This is a genomic window from Psychroserpens sp. SPM9 (genome assembly GCF_025153525.1).
Lineage (GTDB): Bacteria > Bacteroidota > Bacteroidia > Flavobacteriales > Flavobacteriaceae > Psychroserpens.
On the sequence record NZ_JANZNR010000003.1, the window covers coordinates 441,796 to 464,190 of the forward strand.

General features: G+C 35.0%; 22 protein-coding genes. 18 read left to right on the plus strand and 4 right to left on the minus strand.

Features of this window, described 5'->3' with window-relative positions; translation table 11 throughout:
* Window positions 1-28: 28 nt before the first annotated feature.
* From N4270_RS08350 to bshA, 11 genes are all read left to right on the plus strand, one after another.
* Complete coding sequence (locus N4270_RS08350) at window positions 29-973, plus strand: MlaD family protein (protein WP_260096568.1); 945 nt, start codon at window positions 29-31, stop codon at window positions 971-973.
* Between the two features lie 8 nt (window positions 974-981).
* Window positions 982-2,292 (plus strand): 4Fe-4S dicluster domain-containing protein, encoded by a 1,311-nt coding sequence (locus N4270_RS08355; protein WP_260096569.1) that lies wholly within the window; start codon window positions 982-984, stop codon window positions 2,290-2,292.
* Window positions 2,292-2,630 (plus strand): hypothetical protein, encoded by a 339-nt coding sequence (locus N4270_RS08360; RefSeq protein ID WP_260096570.1) that lies wholly within the window; start codon window positions 2,292-2,294, stop codon window positions 2,628-2,630. The genes N4270_RS08355 and N4270_RS08360 overlap by 1 nt, the downstream gene beginning before the upstream one ends.
* A 17-nt stretch (window positions 2,631-2,647) precedes the next feature.
* Window positions 2,648-3,439 (plus strand): (Fe-S)-binding protein, encoded by a 792-nt coding sequence (locus N4270_RS08365; protein ID WP_260096571.1) that lies wholly within the window; start codon window positions 2,648-2,650, stop codon window positions 3,437-3,439.
* 1 nt (window position 3,440) lies between these two features.
* Complete coding sequence (locus N4270_RS08370) at window positions 3,441-3,644, plus strand: hypothetical protein (protein WP_260096572.1); 204 nt, start codon at window positions 3,441-3,443, stop codon at window positions 3,642-3,644.
* Window positions 3,645-3,659: 15 nt separating this feature from the next.
* Complete coding sequence (locus N4270_RS08375; protein ID WP_260096573.1) at window positions 3,660-4,178, plus strand: PH domain-containing protein; 519 nt, start codon at window positions 3,660-3,662, stop codon at window positions 4,176-4,178.
* Window positions 4,165-5,658 carry a PH domain-containing protein gene (locus N4270_RS08380; RefSeq protein WP_260096574.1) on the plus strand — a complete coding sequence of 498 codons (1,494 nt, stop codon included), beginning with the start codon at window positions 4,165-4,167 and terminating at the stop codon, window positions 5,656-5,658. The genes N4270_RS08375 and N4270_RS08380 overlap by 14 nt, the downstream gene beginning before the upstream one ends.
* Window positions 5,659-5,693: 35 nt before the next feature.
* Window positions 5,694-6,179 carry an ABC transporter ATPase gene (locus tag N4270_RS08385; protein WP_260096575.1) on the plus strand — a complete coding sequence of 162 codons (486 nt, stop codon included), beginning with the start codon at window positions 5,694-5,696 and terminating at the stop codon, window positions 6,177-6,179.
* 14 nt (window positions 6,180-6,193) lie between these two features.
* The gene (gene serB / locus N4270_RS08390; RefSeq protein ID WP_260096576.1) at window positions 6,194-7,417 is read left to right on the plus strand and encodes a phosphoserine phosphatase SerB; all 1,224 of its coding nucleotides are present in this window, start codon (window positions 6,194-6,196) and stop codon (window positions 7,415-7,417) included.
* A gap of 150 nt (window positions 7,418-7,567) precedes the next feature.
* Window positions 7,568-10,522 carry a glycoside hydrolase family 3 N-terminal domain-containing protein gene (locus tag N4270_RS08395; RefSeq protein WP_260096577.1) on the plus strand — a complete coding sequence of 985 codons (2,955 nt, stop codon included), beginning with the start codon at window positions 7,568-7,570 and terminating at the stop codon, window positions 10,520-10,522.
* Between the two features lie 51 nt (window positions 10,523-10,573).
* Window positions 10,574-11,710, plus strand: a complete 1,137-nt coding sequence (gene bshA / locus N4270_RS08400; RefSeq protein WP_260096578.1) for an N-acetyl-alpha-D-glucosaminyl L-malate synthase BshA — start codon at window positions 10,574-10,576, stop codon at window positions 11,708-11,710.
* Window positions 11,711-11,716: 6 nt separating this feature from the next.
* Here the strand turns inward: bshA and N4270_RS08405 are convergent, their stop codons facing one another.
* Window positions 11,717-12,226 (minus strand): DUF421 domain-containing protein, encoded by a 510-nt coding sequence (locus tag N4270_RS08405; protein WP_260096579.1) that lies wholly within the window; start codon window positions 12,224-12,226, stop codon window positions 11,717-11,719.
* A gap of 292 nt (window positions 12,227-12,518) precedes the next feature.
* Between N4270_RS08405 and N4270_RS08410 the strand changes: the two genes are divergently transcribed.
* Window positions 12,519-12,836, plus strand: a complete 318-nt coding sequence (locus N4270_RS08410) for a four-helix bundle copper-binding protein (protein ID WP_260096580.1) — start codon at window positions 12,519-12,521, stop codon at window positions 12,834-12,836.
* Between the two features lie 55 nt (window positions 12,837-12,891).
* Window positions 12,892-14,418, plus strand: coding sequence for a GH3 auxin-responsive promoter family protein (locus N4270_RS08415; protein ID WP_260096581.1), 1,527 nt, complete (start codon window positions 12,892-12,894; stop codon window positions 14,416-14,418).
* Here N4270_RS08415 and N4270_RS08420 read toward each other — a convergent pair.
* Complete coding sequence (locus N4270_RS08420) at window positions 14,415-15,023, minus strand: hypothetical protein (RefSeq protein WP_260096582.1); 609 nt, start codon at window positions 15,021-15,023, stop codon at window positions 14,415-14,417. The two genes, N4270_RS08415 and N4270_RS08420, sit on opposite strands and share 4 nt — an antisense overlap.
* Before the next feature lie 158 nt (window positions 15,024-15,181).
* Between N4270_RS08420 and N4270_RS08425 the strand changes: the two genes are divergently transcribed.
* Complete coding sequence (locus tag N4270_RS08425) at window positions 15,182-16,444, plus strand: putative DNA modification/repair radical SAM protein (RefSeq protein WP_260096583.1); 1,263 nt, start codon at window positions 15,182-15,184, stop codon at window positions 16,442-16,444.
* Between the two features lies 1 nt (window position 16,445).
* A complete protein-coding gene (locus tag N4270_RS08430) occupies window positions 16,446-17,219 on the plus strand; it encodes a TIGR03915 family putative DNA repair protein (protein WP_260096584.1) in 774 nt (257 codons plus the stop codon).
* Here the strand turns inward: N4270_RS08430 and N4270_RS08435 are convergent, their stop codons facing one another.
* Together N4270_RS08435 and N4270_RS08440 are read right to left on the minus strand one after the other, a co-directional pair.
* Entirely contained in the window at window positions 17,220-18,932 is a 1,713-nt protein-coding gene (locus tag N4270_RS08435; RefSeq protein WP_260096585.1) for an FAD/NAD(P)-binding protein, read from the minus strand.
* Between the two features lie 95 nt (window positions 18,933-19,027).
* The gene (locus tag N4270_RS08440) at window positions 19,028-19,840 is read right to left on the minus strand and encodes a DUF1853 family protein (protein WP_260096586.1); all 813 of its coding nucleotides are present in this window, start codon (window positions 19,838-19,840) and stop codon (window positions 19,028-19,030) included.
* A gap of 76 nt (window positions 19,841-19,916) precedes the next feature.
* Here N4270_RS08440 and N4270_RS08445 point away from each other — a divergent pair, with 76 nt between their 5' ends.
* The 3 genes from N4270_RS08445 to N4270_RS08455 all read left to right on the plus strand — a co-directional run bounded on the left by N4270_RS08445 (window position 19,917) and on the right by N4270_RS08455 (window position 22,326).
* Window positions 19,917-21,038, plus strand: a complete 1,122-nt coding sequence (locus N4270_RS08445) for a DEAD/DEAH box helicase (RefSeq protein ID WP_260096587.1) — start codon at window positions 19,917-19,919, stop codon at window positions 21,036-21,038.
* A 230-nt stretch (window positions 21,039-21,268) separates the two neighbouring features.
* Complete coding sequence (locus N4270_RS08450) at window positions 21,269-21,700, plus strand: PepSY-like domain-containing protein (protein WP_260096588.1); 432 nt, start codon at window positions 21,269-21,271, stop codon at window positions 21,698-21,700.
* A 74-nt stretch (window positions 21,701-21,774) separates the two neighbouring features.
* Window positions 21,775-22,326, plus strand: coding sequence for a DUF4251 domain-containing protein (locus N4270_RS08455; protein ID WP_260096589.1), 552 nt, complete (start codon window positions 21,775-21,777; stop codon window positions 22,324-22,326).
* The last annotated feature ends 69 nt before the right edge of the window (window positions 22,327-22,395 follow it).

The following is a 22,395-nucleotide window of genomic DNA, read 5'->3' on the forward strand; positions in this document are numbered from 1 at the left end:
ATTTTGTTGTAACCCAAAATTGTAAAATTTGAAAGTTTCAAGAGAAGTAAAAACAGCCATACTGGTACTTTCGGGTATCGTATTATTGGTATTCTTATTTAATTATCTCAAAGGAGAAAATCTATTTGAATCGCCAGACACCTATTACACCGAATTTGATTACAACGCTTTAAGTAGCTCATCTCCAGTAACCGTTAAAGGAAATAATGTTGGTAAAATAAAAAACATCAAATACGATTATAATACGGGTAAAACCCGTGTTGAGTTTACTGTTGATGATCAACTTCATTTTTCGAAACTAAGTAAAATTAGACTCTACAAAACAGGTTTGATGGGTGGTAATGCACTAGCTATCGTTATAAGTACAGAAGGAGAACAAGCCAAACCCGGTGATTTTTTAGAGTCTGAAGTCGAAGATGATTTAGTCTCTAGTTTGACTAAAAACTTTTCGGGTGTTAGTGATAATTTAGATTCGACCTTAAAAACAGCCGATTCTCTTTTAATCAATTTAAATGGGATTGTTGCGGATGAGTCTGAAGACGGACTTAAAAACGCGATTGCCGAATTAAATGCAACCATGAAGTCGTTTAAAGCCGTATCGTATTCGGTAAATGCACTGGTAAAGAAAAATGATGAAAAACTGAGTTCGGTTTTGGGTAATGTAGATTCTATTACTAAGAATCTCTCTGCAATTACTTCAGATTTACAGAACGTTAAATTTTCAAAAACTGTTGCAGAACTTGATAAAACTTTGGCTTCTGTTAATGCTTTGATGACCAGTATACAAAATGGAGATGGTACTATTGGCAAGCTCTTAAAAGACGAGGGTTTGTATGATCACTTAGAAGCTGCATCTCAGGAAATGGAAGAATTAATTAGAGATATTAAGTTGCATCCTGCGCGTTACAGACGTATTCTTTCTAAGAAAGAAATACCGTATACACCACCAGAAGAAGACGATCAAAATAATTAAAATCACTTATGGAATATTTACCACAACTATTATTTGCCATAGCATTGGTTCTGGGCATTGGTTATTTTGCTAAAAATGTTCGAAAACTATCACGTAATATCAAACTTGGTCGCGACCTGGATATTAGCGATAACAAATCGCAGCGTTGGAAAAATATGGCCATGATTGCACTTGGGCAAAGTAAAATGGTAAAACGACCTATTGCAGGTATTTTGCATGTGGTGGTGTATATTGGATTTGTAGTCATCAATATTGAGGTTCTTGAAATTATAATTGACGGACTTACAGGACAACATCGAGTGTTTTCTTCTTTGGGAAGTGTTTACGGATTCCTGATTGGTGTTTTTGAAGTGCTTGCAGTATTGGTTTTTGTTTCTGTAATTATATTTTGGATTCGTCGAAACGTAATACGATTAAAACGATTTCTAAGTTCTGAAATGAAAGGCTGGCCTAAAAATGACGGGAATAACATCCTGTATTTTGAAATGGTATTGATGACCTTATTTTTGGTGATGAATGCTACAGATTTAAAGTTTCAGGCGATGGATTCTGGAAATATAGTGAGTCAGTACATCGCGCCTTGGTTTAGCAATTTTTCAGAAAATACCATTCATATGATTGAAAGATCAGCTTGGTGGTTACATATTATTGGTATTTTAATCTTCTTAAATTATCTGTATTTCTCTAAGCATTTGCATATTCTGTTGGCGTTTCCAAATACCTACTACGGAAAACTAACACCAAAAGGGCAATTTGAAAACAATGAGACTGTAACGAATGAGGTGAAAATGATGATGGATCCCAATGTTGATCCTTTTGCCGCGCCCGCTGAAGGAGCAGATGCAACGGTTCCTGCTAAATTTGGTGCTAGTGATGTTCAGGATTTAAGTTGGCTCAATCTGTTGAATGCTTATACCTGTACTGAATGCGGACGTTGTACAAGCGAATGTCCGGCTAATCAAACCGGAAAGAAATTATCACCTAGAAAAATCATGATGGATACACGTGATCGTTTGGAGGAAGTTGGTAAAAATATCGATGCCAATAAAGGTGAATTTAAAGAAGATGGTAAGCAATTGCTTGGTGATTATATCACAAACGAAGAACTTTGGGCGTGTACCAGCTGTAATGCTTGCGTTGAAGCTTGTCCGGTAAGTATCGATCCATTAAATATTATCATGCAAATGCGTCAATATTTAGTTATGGAACAAAGTGCTGCACCAATGGAGTTGAATAATATGATGACCAACATTGAAAATAATGGCGCGCCATGGCCTTATAATCAAATGGATCGCCTCAATTGGAAAAATGAGTCGTAATGATGTTTTTTCTTCGGAAATATCAACTCTTACTACTAAGCATTGTTTGTTTAAATAGTGCTTTTGTAAGTGCGCAATCATATAAAAAAGATTCATTACAGATAAAAAGTTATATCCGTATTGAATACCGTAATAATTATGTGAAAGATATCAAGCTTTTAAGAGTGATGTGCGATTATTGTACAGATATTCAAAAAGAAGCTATAGGAGAAGAAGCCGTTCGCAGAGGTGAATATGAGAGCTTAAATCCTAAGAATAAATTAAAAGATGGTGATAAGAAACTCGCCATATATATTAGAATTGCAAAAAAGGATTTTGCTGCAATTAAAGAGAATTAAAACACAAGATTAAACCTATGAGCGAATTACTCAAAGTGCCAACAATGGCAGAATTTATGGCAGCAGGCAAGCAACCCGAAGTACTGTTTTGGGTAGGTTGCGCAGGAAGCTTTGACGATAGAGCAAAAAAAATCACCAAGGCATTCGTGAAACTTTTAAATAAAGCTAATGTCGAATTTGCGGTATTAGGAACCGAAGAAAGTTGTACAGGTGATCCAGCCAAGCGTTCTGGGAATGAGTTTTTATTTCAAATGCAGGCAGTGACTAATATTGAGATCATGAATGCTTATGAAATTAAAAAAATAGTAACTGCTTGTCCGCATTGTTTCAATACCATAAAAAATGAATATCCAGGTTTAGGCGGAAACTACGAGGTGATGCATCATACGCAGTTTTTAAAAGCATTGCTTTCAGAAGGTCGCTTAACTATTGAAGGAGGACAATATAAAGGCAAGCGTATTACATTTCATGATCCTTGTTATTTAGGTCGTGCTAATGATGTGTATGAAGCGCCTAGAGATTTAATTAGAAAGTTAGACGCCGAATTGGTAGAAATGAAAAGCTGTAAATCTCGCGGATTATGCTGTGGTGCAGGTGGTGCGCAAATGTTTAAAGAGCCAGAGCCGGGTAATAAAGACGTTAATATTGAACGTACTGAGCAGGCTTTAGAAACCAAGCCACAAATTATCGCTGCAGGTTGTCCGTTTTGTAATACCATGATGACCGATGGTGTGAAAAATAAAGAAAAAGAACAAGATGTCGCTGTTATGGATATAGCTGAGTTAATTGCTAATGCACAAGATTTATAAGATGGCACAAGTTGATAAAAAACGGGTTGTTGTTGCTGCATTGGTAGGCGGTATAGTGTTCTGCGTAATTATTGTGATTTTCGATTATTTATTAGGAAGGGGATTTTCTTTAAAACGTTTAGCTTTTTATTTCCCTTTTGCGGTTTTGATGTACGGGTTTTTAACCTACAGAAATTTCAAAAAACACGATAAAAACAATCAGTAATCTTAGGATCTTAACATGGACTTCACCAATACACAAATCCACCATGATACGTTGCCAGATATTGATGATGTTGTTTTAAAGCCTATTTCGAGCCAGTATATTAAAGTTATTATAATTAATAAACTTCTACTTTATACGGTGTGTTTCGGATTCTTAATTCTCGGAAAATTCATGATCACAAAAGCTGGGTTTCAGAATAATTTTTGGCTGATTATCTCTATCGTTTTTATTTTCTGCGTGATTAATTTTGTTTTGGCCTTATTAGCCTTTCGTAAACGTAAATATGCAATACGAGAACACGATGTGATTTATGCACATGGTTTAATTGTTAATACGATTACTACAGTTCCTATTTCCAGAATTCAACATATCGAAGAATCCCGTAGCTGGTTGTCTAGACAGTTCCATTTGGCTACTCTTAATATTTATACAGCAGGCGAATCAGGGAGCGATCTAAGTATAAAAGGTTTGCCACAACATGAAGCTCGCCAGGTTAACGACTTTATAAGCGCTAAGGTGAATGAAAATAACTGATTTTTCTCAACCTATACGACAGTCTTCAAAAGGAATTATAATCATTTTTGCTTTTAATGCCTTTAAGTTTTTTAAGCGCTTTTTTGTGCTTTTTATTGCTTTCGGCTTGTCACTTTCCAAAAAGAAATCATTTGCAAACCTGACATTAACAAACCTTATTTTGATTTGTGTCGGAATTCTCGTGGTGCTTCTCATAATTGCTGTTCTGAAATATTTAAACTTCAAATTTCATCTAAGCAAAGACGATTTTCATTTATCGACAGGCATTTTTAATAAAGACAATACGATCATTCCGAAATCGAAAATTCAAAATGTTTATATCAAGCAAAATTTTTTACAGCAAATCATCAATGTGGTTTCTCTAAACATCGAAACTGCTGGTGATACTAAATCGGAAATACAAATCAGTGCATTAGATAAACCAACAGCTTTAAGGCTTAAATCTGAATTGTTTCAAAAAGCGAAGCAAATCGATGTTCAAACGGAAGTCACTGAAGCAGAAAATGTGTTTTTTCGGGTGTCTATTAAGCGTTTACTACTTGAAGGAATTTCACAAAACCACCTGAGAAGTTTTGCGATTATTGCGTCTTTTGTCTTCGGATTGTATTATGAGTTTAAAGATTATGTAGAAGAACTTCGATTAAGAGAGCGCCTGGAAGACATCGTACATCTGGATCAGGAAAGTGTTTTGAATATCATTCTTCTAAATTTAGTTGGTATTCTGGCCGCTGTGATTATTTCTTTATTGTTTTCTGTAATCAAAACAGTGATAACCAATTTTAATCTTGAGGTTATTGAAAATCAAAAAACAATTGAGATAAATAAAGGGTTGATTAACAAAGTTTCTTTGAGTTTAACACCAAGTAGAATTCAGAATATTGTTATAAAAACGAATCGTGTAAAAAGATATTTTGGTTTGCATACATTGTTTGTAAAACAAGCGATGGTGAATGCTAAACAGCGAAAAAACTTTGTGATTATTGCATTAGAACAACAGCAAGTCAAGCATTTAGTTAATAAGCTTTTGGTTAATTATTCAGGCAAGTCTGAAGCATTTAAGCCTAAACCTTACTATAAGAGAATCATGGCTTTACGAGCGGTCATTACAGTGGGATTACTCACTGTTTTAGGGGTTTTAATCTTCGGACGAAATTTTTGGTGGATTACAGGTTTACTGCTAATCTTGAGTGTGTTATACGTTTGGATAGGTTATAAAAAAGCGTATTATAAGATTGATGAAGACTATGTGAGCATTGGAGGAGGTGTCATTGATACAACCACTAATATTCTCGAAATCAATAAAATTCAAGCTGTTAAATTACGACAAACCATATTTCAAAAGCGTCATAAAATTGCGTCTGTATTTATTGCAACTGCTTCTAAAACCGTAAAGATTCCCTACATTTTGGAAAATGATGCAAAATCAATCGCTAATTTCTTGTTATTTAAGGTGGAATCACAACACAGAGATTGGATGTAAAATCGTATGTTTGTGTCTGTAAAAATAAGTGATATATGCTAGTAGATTTTAATACACTTCCTGAAGAATCACGCGTTTGGATTTATCAGGCCAACCGATCATTTACTGAGGAAGAGCTTTCAGAAATAAAAGAAAAACTCGATGTATTTATTTCAAATTGGACCGCTCATGGGAGCGATTTACAATCCGGATACACTATTGAATATAAGCGATTTATAGTTTTAGGTTTAAATCAAAGCTTAAATGCAGCTACTGGTTGCAGTATTGATGCTTCCGTACATTTTATTCAGCAATTAGAAAAGGAATACAAGGTCGACTTAATGGATAAAATGAATGTCTCTTATAAACAAGGAGCATATGTCGCCTACAAATCGTTATTAGACTTTAAAAAAATGGCAAAAGACAAAGCGGTCTCTAAAAATACCATTGTATTTAACAACTTAGTAACTAATATTGCAGAGTTTAAAGAGAATTGGGAAGTTCCCGCAAGTGAAAGCTGGCATAGTAGATTTTTAAAATAGTAAGACCGTTTTAAATGAGTAATGAGATTTTTTTACTGAATATATCTGGGCAAGATAAACCTGGATTAACATCGAGTTTAACAAGTGTATTGTCAGATTATGGCGCTAAAGTATTAGATATTGGTCAGGCAAACATACACGACACCTTATCCCTAGGCTTTTTATTTAAAATCGAATCTGGAAAGAAATCGGCTGCTGTTTTAAAAGACTTGCTCTTTAAAGCCTATGAGCTTGGCGTGACAGCAAAATTCACACCTATTACGCTTGAAGATTATGAGCGTTGGGTGAATCTTCAGGGAAAAGATCGCTACATCATAACCATTTTAGGAGAACGCTTGTCGGCCGAACAAATCTCGCAAGTGACGAAAGTCATTTCTGAAAAGAACTTAAATATCGATGCTATCAAACGACTTACTGGTCGTACCTCTTTAGTTAAGGAAGAGGCCTATCCTCGAGCTTCTATTCAATTATCGATTCGTGGAAAAATTGATTGCAAGTCTGATTTTACTGAAAAATTCATGCAAATTTCCAGAGACTTGGATGTCGATATTGCCTTTCAGGAGGATAATATCTTCCGAAGAAATAGACGCTTGGTGTGTTTTGATATGGATTCTACATTAATCCAAACTGAAGTTATTGACGAATTAGCCGAATTGGCAGGTGTTGGAGCAGAAGTAAAAGCCATCACCGAATCGGCCATGAAAGGCGAGATTAACTTTAATGAAAGTTTTGAAAAACGTATGAAGTTACTCAAAGGATTAAGTGAAGATGTGCTTCATGACGTTGCTGTTAAATTGCCTATAACCAAAGGTGCTAAACGACTTATTGATACTTTAAGAAGTTACGGATTTAAAACAGCGATTTTATCTGGTGGTTTTACGTATTTCGGACATTATTTACAAAGCGTTCTTGGTATAGACTATGTCTATGCCAACGAACTGGAAATCAAAGATGGAGTGCTTACTGGTGGCTATATTGGTGATATAGTCGATGGCGAGAAAAAGGCTGTTTATCTTCGAGAAATTGCTGAAAAAGAAGGCATAGATATTAGTCAGACTATTGCTGTTGGTGATGGTGCTAATGATTTACCAATGCTCAATCTTGCAGGATTAGGGATTGCGTTTCACGCTAAGCCAACTGTAAAAGACAACGCACAAAGTTCTATCTCCAGTATTGGATTAGATGGTGTTTTATATCTTTTAGGTTATCACGACAGGCACATTGATTTGCTCGACTAAATAGACTTTATTCGTCGCATGATGTGTATTGTCTTTTTGTTTACAACCTTGGTTATAAATCTATCTTAAAGTCTTTCAAGTTCCTTTCAAAAATACTATTTTGGCATAGTTTTTAGTTCTCATTAAGAACACACCAAAAACCTATAGTTTATGCGATATGTATTGTCCCTCATTTTAACCTTATTACTAACACTCCCTGTTTTTGCTCAAGATGCAGCTCATCCCTTGGCTGCCAAAAATATTGAAGCCCAAAAAAAATGGGTCGATAGTGTTTATAATGCCATGAGTATTGAGGAGAAAGTCGGACAATTATTTATGGCGAGAGCGTTTTCTAACAAGAATAAATCCAACGAAAAAGAAATCGCCACACTCATTAATAAGTACCATATTGGCGGATTGATTTTTTCAACAGGCGGTCCCGTTGCTCAAGCAAAACTTAATAACTTATATCAGGCTATATCCAAAACACCATTACTTATTGGTATGGATGCCGAATGGGGTTTAAGCATGCGTTTAGACTCGACCTATGCCTTTCCGTGGAATATGACTTTGGGTGCCGTAAAAAATGATAAGTTAATCGAACAAACCGGTTACAAAATTGGAGAGCATTGCCGACGTATTGGAGTGCATTTTAATTTCGCTCCTGTCGTAGATATCAATACCAATCCTAAAAACCCTATCATAGGCAACCGTTCTTTTGGAGAAGATCGTGATAATGTGACTTTAAAGGCTTCTGCATTTATGAAAGGAATGCAGGATGCTGGTGTTCTAGCCAATGCCAAACACTTTCCTGGTCATGGTGATACCGATAGCGATTCTCATAAAACATTGCCGACTATTAACTTTAATAAAAAACGTATTGATTCGATAGAGTTGTATCCATATAAACAGCTCATAAAAGAAGGGTTATCCAGTGTGATGGTCGCTCATTTAAATGTACCGAGCTTAGAGCCGCGTTCTGGTTTTCCATCGTCTTTATCAAAACATATTGTTACAGATATACTGAAAGATTCCTTAGGTTTTAAAGGGTTAATTTTTACGGATGCTTTAGAAATGAAAGGTGTTTCTAACTATAGCGTGCCTGGCGATATTGATTTAGCAGCTTTTAAAGCGGGTAATGATGTATTGTTGATTTCTGAAGACGTTCCGCAAGCGATCAAAAAAATTATTGAAGCCTATCAGGCTAAAGATATTTCTGAAGAACGCTTAGCACATTCTGTTAAAAAGATTTTAATGGCTAAGTATAAAGTTGGGTTGCATCATTACGAGCCTATTGGCACTGCTAATTTGGTTAAAGATTTGAATCGTATTGAAGATGATGTTTTATACGAAGAATTGTTAGAAAGTGCTGTTACGGTTTTAAAAAATAAATCGGAGCTTTTACCACTTCGCCATTTGGAAACCAAAAAAATCGCTTACGTAGAACTTGGTGATGATTCTGGTTCTGTGTTTTATGACGAACTGAAAAAGTACACCAAAGTTCATAAAATTCAGGCCGATAAATTAGACGAACTTATTACGAAACTTGAAAATTATAATACTGTAATAGTTGGGTTTCATAAAAAAAATGACAATCCTTGGCAAGGCTATACATTTAATGAAAGAGAAAAGGTTTGGCTCTATGAAATGGCACGAACTAACACGGTTATTTTAGATGTTTTTGCCAGACCCTATGCGCTTATCGATTTATTGACGTTGGAGAATCTTGAAGGTGTCGTCATGAGTTACCAAAATAGTGAAATTTCGCAGCAAAAATCGGCGCAATTACTTTTTGGTGCTGTTCCTGCTAAAGGCGTTTTGCCTGTGTCTTTAGGCGAGCATTTTAAAGTAGGTGATGGGATTCATTATAATGAAATGTCGTCATTGAGTTACGGACTTCCAGAGCGCGTAGGCATGAGTTCAGAGCGTTTAGCACGATTAGATTCTATCGCACAATATGCTGTAGATCAAAAAATGACTCCAGGTATTCAGCTTTTGGTCGCTAGAAAAGGAAAAGTCATTTACAATAAAAATTTTGGAAAGCACACCTATGAAGGTAATGAAAAGGTCAAATTTGAAGATTTATACGATGTGGCATCGCTTACTAAAATCTTAGCAACCTTGCCTTTACTCATGGAACTAGAAGAAAAAAAGGCGGTTTCGCTCAACACTAAATTATCCAGAATTCTTCCAGAATATGCCACTTCTAATAAAAAGAATGTCACCATCAAACAAATGTTATCCCATTATGCGAGATTGCGTCCATGGGTTCCGTTTTATGTATCGACTTTAGATTCTGTAACTAAAAAACCAGATCCTAAATACTACAGAAGATCGGCAACACCGCGTTTCAGTATTAAGGTAGCAGAACAAATGTACTTGCGACATGATTATCCGGATTCCATTCAGAAAATCATTTTAGATACCGAATTATTGTCAACACAGCGTTATCGCTATAGTGATTTACCGTATTATATTCTGAAAAAATATATAGAAGGCTATTATAAAAAACCTTTAGATGAATTAGTTCAAGATCATTTTTACCGCAGTTTGGGCGCCAATTACACAACCTATAATCCTTCGACAAAATTTAGTGATAAGTATATTATTCCGACAGAAATTGACGACTATTTCAGATATCAAAAAGTTCAAGGCTATGTACATGATATGGGCGCTGCCATGCAAAATGGTGTAGGAGGTCATGCTGGTGTGTTTAGCAATGCTAATGATGTCGCTAAAATAATGCAAATGTATCTTCAGAAAGGCTATTACGGCGGAAAGCGTTATTTGAAACCTGAAACGATAGATAAATTTAATACCTGTCATTTTTGCCATAAAAATGTAAGGCGAGGAATAGGTTTCGACAAACCTCAACTAGGTGATGAAGGGCCGACTTGTGGTTGTGTTTCGATGACTAGTTTTGGGCATTCTGGATTTACAGGAACGTATGCTTGGGCAGATCCTGAAGAAGAAATAGTCTATATATTTTTAGCTAATAGAACCTATCCACATGCTGGAAAAAACCTATTGTTGCGTGAAAATATTAGAACCGAAATACAACGCTTAATCTACGAGGCGATTAGTGATGAAGAGAGTGCTAATGATTTAGCAGAAACTGTAGATTAACGAAGTAAGTGCTTATAAAAGTCACTTAAATTTAATACTTAAAACATTATAATGCGAATAGGAATTGTTTGTTATCCCACATTTGGAGGAAGTGGCGTTGTTGCTACAGAGTTAGGTTTAGAATTATCCAAACGTGGTCACGAAATCCATTTTATCACTTATAGTCAGCCTGTTAGATTAGAACTACTCAGTAATAATGTTCATTACCATGAGGTTACCGTTCCTGAGTATCCTTTGTTTTTATATCAACCTTACGAATTGGCTTTGTCTAGCAAATTAGTTGATATGGTAAAGCTTCATCAAATTGAAGTTCTGCATGTACATTATGCGATTCCTCATGCTTATGCCGCGTATATGGCTAAGAAAATGCTGCAGGAAGATGGGATTTATGTACCCATTGTTACCACGCTTCACGGTACAGATATCACGCTTGTTGGAAGTCATCCCTTTTACAAACCGGCAGTCACATTTAGTATTAACAAATCTGATGCCGTAACGTCGGTATCTCAGAGTTTAAAGGACGATACTTTACGTTTGTTTGATATTAAGAAAGAGATTAATGTAGTGCCAAACTTTATCGATTTGGTGAAATATGAACCCCATTTTACAGATTGTCAGCGTGCAATGATGGCTACTGAAGAAGAAAAAATTATCACCCATATTAGTAACTTTAGATCGGTGAAGCAAATTCCAGATGTGATTAAGGTATTTTATAATATTCAGAAGGAAATTCCGGCGAAACTAATGATGGTAGGAGAAGGACCAGAACGCGAGCCAGCTGAGCAATTATGCAAGAAATTGGGAATTAGTAATAAAGTTGTTTTCTTCGGAAACAGTAATGAAATTGATAAAATTCTCTGTTTTAGTGATTTGTTTTTGTTGCCATCTTTAACCGAAAGTTTTGGCTTGTCTGCTTTAGAAGCTATGGCGTCAGGTGTTCCTGTGATTTCAAGTAATACAGGTGGAATTCCTGAAGTTAATGAGCATGGTTTTTCAGGGTATTTAAGTGAAATTAATGACGTAGAGGATATGTCTAAGAATGCACTTTATATATTATCTGACGATCAGCGATTATCAAAATTTAAATCTAATGCCAAAGCTGTCGCTCAAAAGTTCGGTATTCATAAAGTTGTACCACAATACGAAGCGATTTATGAAGATACTTTGAAAAAGTGTTTGATATTGTAACAGAGTTTAGAAGTCCATAATCCAATCGTCCAAAGTTTTGTCGCTGGAACCATGTAGGACAGAAATATCGCCTGTAGACTCAAACACAACGGCTTTAACTTCACTTAACTGTATCACATTAGCTTCACGTAGTTTTGCTTTTAAATCAGATTCTGTGACATGGCATTTTTTAAGACTGCCTTCGATGATTTTTCCGTCTTTCATGAGTAAAGTGGGTTTATTATCCATGAGCTTTCTAATACCTTTAAAACGTCTCCCATAAGCAACTGTCATTTGGATGACATACATAATTAGTAAACCTACGATACCCTGAAGTAAGGATACCGATTTGGAGATGATTACTGTGGCCATGATAGATCCGATAGCTACAGTCACTGCAAAATCAAAACTAGACATTTTTGAAAAGCTTCGTTTTCCGCTGATTCGAGTTACAAGAACTAAAGCGATATAAATTCCAATTGCTGTTAAAATTATGGCTATTAAACTTTCCGACGTAATAGTAAACCAATCTTCCATGTCTGTATTTAATTTTAATTTGTTGTATTAGACCATTAAATATACTGTAATTAAAATGTTTCTGTTGTAATTTATGTGATAGAGGTTATTTTTTATGCGTTAGAATTAATAATGCTACTTTTCGCATCAACATTCTTCATAATATGGTTTACTGAGACTCCTCAGAATAGTTTTAATAAGCATCAATAAATTCGTTACTTCCATGAAATGAGTTAATGTTTTTAGTGTTCGCATTATTAAAGTGAGTCAAATTTCACTTACTTTCTACATTATTAATCAAATCCTTAGAATTATGAATATTACATATGAATCTTGTATTGAAGCGTGTCAAACTTGTTTGGTAGAATGTCAAAATTGCTTATCTGAAATGGCTGGTAAAACGAGTATGAATGATTGTCCGAAATGTTGTATTCAATGTGTCGATGCATGTTATATCTGCATTAAAATGATGGCGTGTGATAGCGCGTTTGTAAAACAATATGCACTTCTTTGTGCCGAAATATGTGATTATTGTGCCGATCACTGTGAGGCTCATGATCATGATCATTGTAAAGCTTGTGCAGCGTCATGTCGTAAATGTGCTGAAGAATGTCGAAAAATCGCAGCATAAACTACAGTTATCCATTTCTATTTAGCAACTTTCATTAACGATTATAAAATCACATATGGCAATTTTAGGTAATATTATTAAAAGTTTTATTCAGTTAAAAGATACCTTTTCTTCAGAAATAGAACACACTAAAGCTCAAGAAGAGGTTTTAAAACACTTGTTGGAAAAGGCTAAAGACACCCAATTTGGGATGCATTATAAATTTCAGGATATCCTTGACGCTGATAATAGTGCTGAAGCATTTGCTGAAACTGTACCTTATTTTGACTATACTAAAATTAATGAGGAATGGTGGTATAAACTCCATGAAGGAGATACCGATGTCACTTGGCCTGGTAATCCTTCGTATTTTGCACTGAGTTCTGGTACAACAGGAACCACTAGTAAGCGGATTCCTGTGACAGATGAAATGATTGAAGCTATCAGACAAGCTGGAATTAAGCAAGTATTTGCCTTAAACAACTATGATTTACCAGCCGATTTTTTCGAAAAAGAGATTATGATGTTGGGAAGTTCAACCGATTTGAATGAAAAAGACAACCATCTGGAAGGTGAAATAAGTGGGATAAGCGCCAGTAACATTCCGTCGTGGTTTAAAGGCTATTACAAACCAGGTGAAGATATTGCCAAAATTGATGATTGGGATAATAGAGTACAACGTATTGCAGAACGTGCAAAAGACTGGGATATTGGTGCTTTGAGTGGTATTCCTTCATGGATTGAACTGATGCTGCAAAAAGTAATCGATCACCATAAAGTTGATAATATTCACGATATATGGCCTAATCTTCAAGTATATACTTCCGGAGGTGTAGCCTTTGGTCCGTATGAAAAGAGTTTTAAAGCCCTTATGGGGAAACCTGTAACAGTTATTGACACCTATTTAGCGTCTGAAGGTTATATTGCTACTCAAGTGCGACCAGAAACCGATGCCATGCAACTTAACACGAATAATGGTATCTATTTTGAATTTGTTCCTTTTCAGCCAGAATATATCAATCAAGATGGTTCTTTAAAAAATGAGGCACCTTCATTGACATTAAAAGATGTAGAATTAGATCAGGATTATGTCCTTATCATAAGTACCGTTAGTGGTGCATGGCGTTATTTGATTGGAGATACCATAGAGTTTACAAATATTGAACGTGCGGAAATTAAAATTACAGGTCGTACAAAATTCTTTTTGAATACTGTAGGTTCACAGCTCTCAGTCAATAAAATGGATGCTGCATTAAGAGATTTGGAAACACAATTTGATACCACAATACCAGAATATACCATTTGTGCACATAGGGCAGAAGATGGAGAGTTTTATCACTGTTGGTATTTGGGTTCTGAATTAAAAAATGCTGATGAAACTGAAATTGCCAAAGCCTTAGATACCTCATTAAAAGCAGCAAATAAAAATTATAAAGTTGCACGAAGCAAAGCTTTAAAAGGTGTGAAGGTCAAAGTTGTAGCACCAGAAAAATTTTATGACTGGAATGCCAGAAATAAGAAGAAGGGCGGACAAGTAAAAATGGAACGTGTGATGGGCGAGGAAAAATTTGAAGCGTGGGAAACCTTTATTTCTCAAGCTTAATCTTGTGAGGTTTCCGTGTTGCGTTGATTCACCAACTCCATAATCTCTTCAGGGGAAAGATAATATTTCTTAATACGATCCTTATAAGAAGTGGTAATTTGAGCATGATTTAATATGAAGTCCTTAGTTTTTAAAATATAATCTTCCATGCCATGAAATACAGCAAAGGTGTCTGCTGCACGTTCAGCTTCTACAATATGATTTTCTGAAAGCAAATATTTAATGCCGAACCAAATCAGGTTGAGCTTACTTCGGTCTTGATAGTCGATGATATGTCCAAGTTCATGACCAATCCAACCGATTAATATTTCCGAAGGAATATCTCTGGTACGAAACTCTTTATCAGAAATTTTGAAGGTTTCACTAATCAAAATTACAAATCTTCTATTGTTTTTACTTCTGAAAAAACTCCCAAAAGTTGGTCGCGCTTGCATAGTCGATTTCTTAATATTTTTCTTGAATTTAAATTCAATCGGAACGCTGTCTAATTGAGGGAAATAAGATAAAGCAGATTTGGCTTCAGTTTGTATGGAATCTGGTATGATATGTTGTGCATTCATTTGAAAGCTTTGTATTAAGATTAAAAAAGTTACGACCTGTTTCATGAGGATACAGTATAAACATTGTTTATGTGTGACATTGTAAGAAATGAGAAAATTATTGACGCTTATAAAAATAACTGAAAAATTACAACATATGTTTGAATTTTAGCGACATTATTTAGTAATATTTACGATATTTGTACTATAAATTAATCCTACTTATGTCTTTTGAACGTACCCAAGAAAAATTAAAAATTTTAGCCGATGCTGCAAAGTATGATGTCTCCTGTTCTTCAAGCGGAAGCCAACGAACCAATAAAAATAAAGGACTTGGTGATGCCACAGGAATGGGAATTTGTCATTCTTATACTGAAGATGGTCGCTGTGTATCCTTACTCAAAATTCTTTTAACCAACTATTGCATTTTTGATTGTGCTTATTGTGTGACTCGAAAAAGTAATGATATTAAACGAGCTGCATTTAAAGTTCAGGAAGTGGTCGATTTAACCATTAATTTCTACAGACGAAATTATATTGAAGGGCTATTTTTAAGTTCGGGTATATTTAAAAGTGCCGATTACACCATGGAACGTCTGGTGGCTGTTGCTAAAAAATTGCGCTTGGAAGAGAATTTTAACGGATATATACATTTGAAATCAATTCCGGGTGCTTCAGATGAATTGATGCGAGAAGCCGGTTTATATGCAGACCGACTTAGCGTCAATATTGAAATTCCTACAACATCAGGATTAAAAAAATTAGCACCAGATAAAAAGCGTGAAGATTTTATCAAGCCGATGGTGAAAGTGAAAAATGAAATCATTCAATATAAATCGGAAAGGAAGATTATAAAAAACACGCCAAAGTACGCACCAGCTGGTCAAAGTACTCAAATGATTATTGGTGCTAGTGGAGAGAATGATTTTCAAATTATGCAAACCTCAAATCATTTTTATAACACCTATAATTTGAAGCGTGTATATTATTCTGGCTACGTACCTATAAGCTATGATGATCGCTTACCTCAAATAGGAAGTGCTGTTCCTATGATGCGCGAAAACAGATTGTATCAAACCGATTGGCTGATGCGTTTTTATGGTTTTGATGTGAGTGAAATTCTAAATGCTAAGCATCAACATTTAGATTTAGATGTTGATCCAAAATTGAGCTGGGCACTTAGAAATTTGCACGAATTTCCTGTAGATGTGAATACAGCAGACAAGCGCATGTTGGCTAGAATTCCGGGTTTAGGAATGAAGTCAGTGTATAAGATTTTAAATGCACGTCGCTTTAGAAGATTAAACTGGGAGCATCTTAAAAAAATAGGTATTGCATTAAACAGAGCACAGTACTTTATGATCTGTGACAGCAATCAGTTTGAGCGTAGGGATTTGTCTCCTGAAAAAATTAAAGGATTGATTCTACAAAACTCTACGAGTAAGTACAGCAAATCATTAAGTAACCAATTAAGCTTATTCGGATAAAATGCACAATCGAAACTTAATTTATGATGGCACTTTTGATGGGTTTTTAAGCACAGTCTTTTATGTGTTTGAGCAACAAATAGATGCTGTGACAATTCAAAGTGAATCTGACGTGCAACACGGATTGTTTTCTGAAAATGAAACTATAATCACAGATGAAAAAAAAGCCAATCGTGTTTGGAAAGGTTTAAAAAACAAAGTGTCTAAATTTGGGCATTATCAATTGTATTATGCCTTTTTAAGCGAACAAGCTGGTGTTGAAAATCTATTACTGGATTTTATAAAGTACGTTTTTTCAACCGACTTAAAAGTTGATAAAGACTTTTCACATCCTTCCGTTTTGAAAATAGCACAAATTGCCAAAATGGTTGGTCGTGAAAAGCATCGAATGGAAGCGTTTGTGAGATTCAGACTAACAAAGGATGTGATTTATTTTGCAAGTATAGAACCCGATTTTAATGTATTACCTCTAATTTCAAAGCATTTTAAACGGCGTTATGCTGATCAAAAATGGTTGATTTATGATATCAAACGTCAGTATGGTCTCTTTTATGACCTACAGAAGGTAGATATTATCGCTATGGAATTTCCTTCAAATTTCGATTTTACTAAAACGAATGTGGACTACTTTGATCAACAGGAATTTGAATTTCAGAAACTGTGGCAAGATTATTTTAAAAGTACCAATATTGAATCACGAAAAAATATGAAACTCCATATTCGACATGTGCCTAAACGTTATTGGAAATATTTAAGTGAAAAACAACCTTATTAATTAACGTCCTAATCGAGTTACATAAGCTTTAGCCCAGTCCTTAATTCTCGGTCCGAAACATTCTAAAATAGCATCAACACCAATCACACTACCTTTAGATAATCGACCTAAAACTGCTATTGGGATGTCTTCGTCATTTTCTTCAGTTACAACATAGGCATCTGGATTTGTATCTATACCCAACTTTGAGTGGATGGGCTCGATTAAATCATTGTGAATGAGATTAGTGATTATGGGAGTAGTGACTTCCAAAAGTTTAGGTGCATCTAAAACACTGTTAATCATGATGTCTATTTGTACTGTTTGTTGTTGTGCATTTTCTAATTGCCATCCCATATTATTAAGTTCGATATCTGGATCATTAACATAATCCAAACTAAGAATATTGGCATCTACCAACGCCAGAATTTGTTGCATACTTTCTACTGGTGGTCCGTAAGAAAACCGTTTACTTTCCTCATCAAGCGCAATGACTTTTTCAATAATAGCTTCGTCTAATTGGGCGTGAGAAAATGACTTGTATAGGGTTGGCTGACAATGTCTCCAGACTTGACCAATGCAGTAATCAAGACTAATTGTCGTTAATCCTGAAGCCATTTGTATATAAGATTTAATGGTATTGTATGTTGAACTGTTATCTTGAAAAAGGTCGTGTTTCGTTTCAGAATCATCTAACCATTTAAAAACTAAGCTTTCGATTTGTTTTTGATTTAAATCATGATTCATCGCTTCAAACTTAAGTTCAGTGAAAACCCTAGCAGTTATTTTAGAAATAGGTATGGTTAAAAAATCAAGGGAACTCACCTTAATTTGAGTCCGTGATACAGCTTCTAGTTCCGTTTTAAAATAATTCAGTTCTTCATCTGTAGGTTTGAACCAATCATCTATATGCTTGTTTAACGGTTTGGGAGCCATTGGTAGGCCGTCTAACGAAAATGGAATTAATTTGAGGGGCTGTGCTTCGTTACTAATATATTGTGTTTTAAAAGTTGAAGGGTCTGTAACTTTAAATGTTCCAAACGAATTGGTGACCAGATCACGCATTACATCAATCATTGCTAAACCAAAACCTCGTATTCCAATGTTGATATGCTTTTGATTTTTAACGCTTTCAAATTGAGATAATGGATAGCAGTCTTCAAAAACGCTTATGTTTTGATGAGCATGAGCATGCGCTTTCCATTTTTTAATCTGCTTTGATAATTGAGTAGGTTGATGACCAATTGTAATTAAAGCATCATCACAAATGTAGCTGCTGTCTTTGGTGAAAATTTGAAGTTGCTTTTCCTTAAATTCAATACGTTCAACTTTAGAATTAATGAGTTGAAAACCTTCAGGGTCAAGTGATTTGGTAAGGGATTCATATCGTTCATGAAAGTAGTGTCCCAATTGTTTTCTCGGAGGAAACGTATCAGGTGCTTGATCACTCTGTACGAAATGTACCCATTCATGATAGGAAGGAAACGTTTCAATTATACGATCTCGATAGTGAATTTCTGGTCGGCCTTCTAAATTTTTTAAAGCTCTTTCACTAATGTTTGTCCAATTAGCATCAGATTGATCTGTATACCAAACTTGTCCGGCACCAGGTTCATGGCAAGGTTCAAAAGCTAATATCTGAATGTGCTTGTTAGCTTTAGAAAGGTTCATTATAAGATTTTCTAAAGCATGTAATCCGCGAGGGCCAATTCCAATTATAGCTAAGGTTGTCATAGTAGAAGTTTAGTTTACAAACAAATCTAATACTTATCACGCATGTTAATTAACTGTAATGCTAGATTTAAGCGTGTTTATAAGAATTTGAAGTTTTACCACCACACCAAAAAGCCTTTAGATACTGTACCGTTTTCAGTTTTTATCCAAAATAAAGGGGATTGTTGTTGTTCTAAAAATGTATGCGAATCCAGAATAAAATTAGCATAATTCAACCAATCAACATCAGTTTGCGGTTCTAAAAACCAATCCAATTTATTTGGTATATAGAATTCGCAGGCTTTAAAATGTTCTAGTTGCTTGGTATGTATATAAAAGCCACAAACACAATCTTGATTGAGCTGTTCAAAATGAATCTCTTGCTGATAAGGCACAAAAAGTTGTGCTTTAAATAAGACTCGTTGTTCAAAATGATAATCGTTTAGGCCTAAAAGTTTTAATGCCGATTGACAATCGCTTGAATAGAGTAGAGGCAACTGTTTTTTTGTGAGTTTGGTGAGTTTTTCTTTGAGACTGTCTTTTCGGTTGGGGCCAATCCATTGGTCTGTTTCTGAAGTACCTAAACTGGCATCATACACATAAAATTTATAGATAATTTCCAGATGAATTGGTTGGTTATCAATAAGTAGCAAGGCATCCAATTCGCCCAGAGTATGTTTCTCCCTTTGGATTTGAATATTTTCAGCTAATAATTGTATGGATTCATATGCATCCATCTGATTGAACGCAAATTGTTCCGCTAATTGACCAAGTCGGAGTCGTCGCTTCAGTTTCCGAAGAAAAACCAAAGATGTTTCATTGGGCAATTGGAGTTGTTTGAGATCATATACAGCACCATTTTTCCAAAGTAAATGGGTATTGCAATAGGCTTGATATAGCCGTTGAATATGTTTTGAATCGATTTCCATTTCAGTTCGAAATTACGAATATTAATTCTGAAAGCTAGCAGAATAACAATACCTTTGCAGACAATTATAATTGATTATGGACAAGACATTTTTCGACTTAGGCGTTTCAAAACCTTTAATTAAAGGGCTGAAAGAACTCAACATAAAACAACCCACTCAAATTCAGGAAGAAGCCATTCCTGTGTTGCTTAAAAATGAAAACGACTTTATTGGCTTAGCTCAGACAGGTACTGGTAAAACAGCAGCTTATGGATTACCTATTCTTCAGAATATCAACCCCAAAAAAGACCATGTTCAAGCTTTGATTTTAGCACCAACGCGAGAATTGGTACAGCAAATTCAGAAGCAATTATTCAAATTCACTAAGTATTGTGATGCTAAAATTTTTGCTGAAGGTGTCTATGGTGGTGAAAAAATGGACATTCAGTTAAAACGCCTGCAACGTACAACTCATATTATTGTAGCAACTCCAGGACGTTTATTGGATTTTATAGAACGTGGTGAGGTTAATATCAAGCACATCGACACATTGGTTTTAGACGAAGCTGATGAGATGTTGAGTATGGGATTTAAGCAGGATTTGAATAAAATTCTCAAGTATACCACAGGAACAAGGCATACTTGGTTGTTTTCGGCGACGATGCCTGAAGAGATTCAGAAAATTATCAAAACTTATATGGCTGCTGATGCCATACGTGTAGAAATAGACAGAAACAGTATCGTAAATGCTAATATTTCACATCATTATATTGTCACTTCCATTAAAGAAAAAGTCAATATAATCACGCGTTTACTAGATAAGTATGATGAGGATAGAGGCATTATTTTTTGTAGAACTAAAGCAGGAACCAATCAACTGACAGAAAAATTAAAAGCTGAAGGTTTTTCGGTTGATGCCTTGCAAGGTGATATGCAGCAAAAGGAACGTGATAAGGTAATGCGCGCATTTAAAAACCAGTCCTTACAATATTTAGTGTCTACCGATGTTTCGGCTAGAGGTATTGATGTCAATAATCTTGCATTTGTGATTCATCATCAGCTACCAGATCAGCTGGACTATTATACTCATAGAAGTGGTCGTACGGCCAGAGCAGGTAAAACAGGTGAATCTATAGCGCTTATTATTTCTGGTGAAGAACAAGAAATTCAAAACATTCAGAAAGATTTAGGAATTAAGTTTAAACAAATGACACTTTAAACTATTTTTAAAACTTATCGGCAAATGGCGTGTTTACTAAATAAATTAGTCTACTTTCGCAGCCACTTAAATACGTAGCAATACGCGTTTAGGTATTACACAAATAGAACTCCTTAGTATGGTCACTAAGGAGTTCGTCTTTTTTGTATATACGACATTATAATTTGGGATTGAGCAAATGGGATTCAACGACTTTTTATAGTTTGGCTTAAATATTAAAAAAGAAACCTATGAAAAAGCATATCTTATTATTTACATTATTTGCAACATTTATTATAGCCTGTCAAAATACAACTAATGCACAGGTACCAGATGCTGTTAAAGCAACATTTCAAAAAATGTACCCTGGTGAAAATGATCCCGACTGGCACAAAGATTCCAACGGAAATTATGAATCCAATTTTAAAATAGATGGCATAAAATACAGAGCTGATTATGCGCCTAACGGACAATGGATTGAAACCGAAAGTAGCATCGATGTAAAAGATTTACCTAAAGCGATTAAAGAGGTTATAAAATCAGATTATGACAGTGATGATATTACCGAAGTTGAAAAAGTAGAACACCATTCTAAAGGCTTGTTTTACGATGTAGAATTCAAACAAAAAGGAAAAAATAAGGATATTGAGTTTAGAGCAAATGGTGAAATATTGAACCAGTAATGCCTTTATAAAATGTTAATTAACAATACAATGCGCTCTAATATTCGTATCTTAATAACTCAAAACTTTTTGGTATGAAAACTAAATTTATGCTGTGCTGTTTGTTGGTCTCTTTATTATTGTCCTGCAGTTCAACAAAAACAGCAGCCACACCAGAACAAATAGTAGCGCTAGATGCTTTAATTGAAGAACAAGCATTTACTATCAAATCAGATTGGGCTTATCCGCAAACATCAAGCGGTTTATTAGCTTTGCAAAATTCGGGCTTGTTAGCACCAGGCGACGCTAATGCAAGTCGGTTTAGTCTAATGGGAAATCCTAATTTTTTAAAACTTTCAGGTGAAACGATTGATTCTTATTTACCATATTTTGGCGAGCGTCAGGTGGTGACAGATCGTAATGGAGGTGGTAGCATTGAATTAGAGGATATCATTAGTGATTATGAAGTGGAAAAACAAGAGGATAATAGCTACATGTTAAAATTTAAAGCGAAAAGTAATAACGAAAGCTACACTATTGTTATAGAGGTTTTTCCAAATCATAAAACAGAAATGATAGTGAGAGGTTCTAAGCGTTTTCCTATTCGCTATACAGGACAAATTGAGCCTATTTTAGAATCACTATAAGGGCATTTATCAATGTTTAGAGCTGTCTATTTTAAATCTAAAGTTATCTTATATTGCTGAAAATCTATA

Bases quoted from the DNA above. Each gene is read 5' to 3' on its own strand.
- serB (WP_260096576.1), top strand. From the start codon at position 6,194: ATGAGTAATGAGATTTTTTTACTGAATATATCTGGGCAAGATAAACCT.
- N4270_RS08360 (WP_260096570.1), top strand. From the start codon at position 2,292: ATGATGTTTTTTCTTCGGAAATATCAACTCTTACTACTAAGCATTGTT.
- N4270_RS08425 (WP_260096583.1), top strand. From the start codon at position 15,182: ATGTCTTTTGAACGTACCCAAGAAAAATTAAAAATTTTAGCCGATGCT.
- N4270_RS08440 (WP_260096586.1), bottom strand. From the start codon at position 19,840: ATGGAAATCGATTCAAAACATATTCAACGGCTATATCAAGCCTATTGC.
- N4270_RS08410 (WP_260096580.1), top strand. From the start codon at position 12,519: ATGAATATTACATATGAATCTTGTATTGAAGCGTGTCAAACTTGTTTG.
- N4270_RS08395 (WP_260096577.1), top strand. From the start codon at position 7,568: ATGCGATATGTATTGTCCCTCATTTTAACCTTATTACTAACACTCCCT.
- N4270_RS08380 (WP_260096574.1), top strand. From the start codon at position 4,165: ATGAAAATAACTGATTTTTCTCAACCTATACGACAGTCTTCAAAAGGA.
- N4270_RS08430 (WP_260096584.1), top strand. From the start codon at position 16,446: ATGCACAATCGAAACTTAATTTATGATGGCACTTTTGATGGGTTTTTA.
- bshA (WP_260096578.1), top strand. From the start codon at position 10,574: ATGCGAATAGGAATTGTTTGTTATCCCACATTTGGAGGAAGTGGCGTT.
- N4270_RS08370 (WP_260096572.1), top strand. From the start codon at position 3,441: ATGGCACAAGTTGATAAAAAACGGGTTGTTGTTGCTGCATTGGTAGGC.
- N4270_RS08405 (WP_260096579.1), bottom strand. From the start codon at position 12,226: ATGGAAGATTGGTTTACTATTACGTCGGAAAGTTTAATAGCCATAATT.
- N4270_RS08385 (WP_260096575.1), top strand. From the start codon at position 5,694: ATGCTAGTAGATTTTAATACACTTCCTGAAGAATCACGCGTTTGGATT.
- N4270_RS08455 (WP_260096589.1), top strand. From the start codon at position 21,775: ATGAAAACTAAATTTATGCTGTGCTGTTTGTTGGTCTCTTTATTATTG.
- N4270_RS08450 (WP_260096588.1), top strand. From the start codon at position 21,269: ATGAAAAAGCATATCTTATTATTTACATTATTTGCAACATTTATTATA.
- N4270_RS08365 (WP_260096571.1), top strand. From the start codon at position 2,648: ATGAGCGAATTACTCAAAGTGCCAACAATGGCAGAATTTATGGCAGCA.
- N4270_RS08435 (WP_260096585.1), bottom strand. From the start codon at position 18,932: ATGACAACCTTAGCTATAATTGGAATTGGCCCTCGCGGATTACATGCT.
- N4270_RS08415 (WP_260096581.1), top strand. From the start codon at position 12,892: ATGGCAATTTTAGGTAATATTATTAAAAGTTTTATTCAGTTAAAAGAT.
- N4270_RS08375 (WP_260096573.1), top strand. From the start codon at position 3,660: ATGGACTTCACCAATACACAAATCCACCATGATACGTTGCCAGATATT.
- N4270_RS08445 (WP_260096587.1), top strand. From the start codon at position 19,917: ATGGACAAGACATTTTTCGACTTAGGCGTTTCAAAACCTTTAATTAAA.
- N4270_RS08355 (WP_260096569.1), top strand. From the start codon at position 982: ATGGAATATTTACCACAACTATTATTTGCCATAGCATTGGTTCTGGGC.
- N4270_RS08420 (WP_260096582.1), bottom strand. From the start codon at position 15,023: ATGAAACAGGTCGTAACTTTTTTAATCTTAATACAAAGCTTTCAAATG.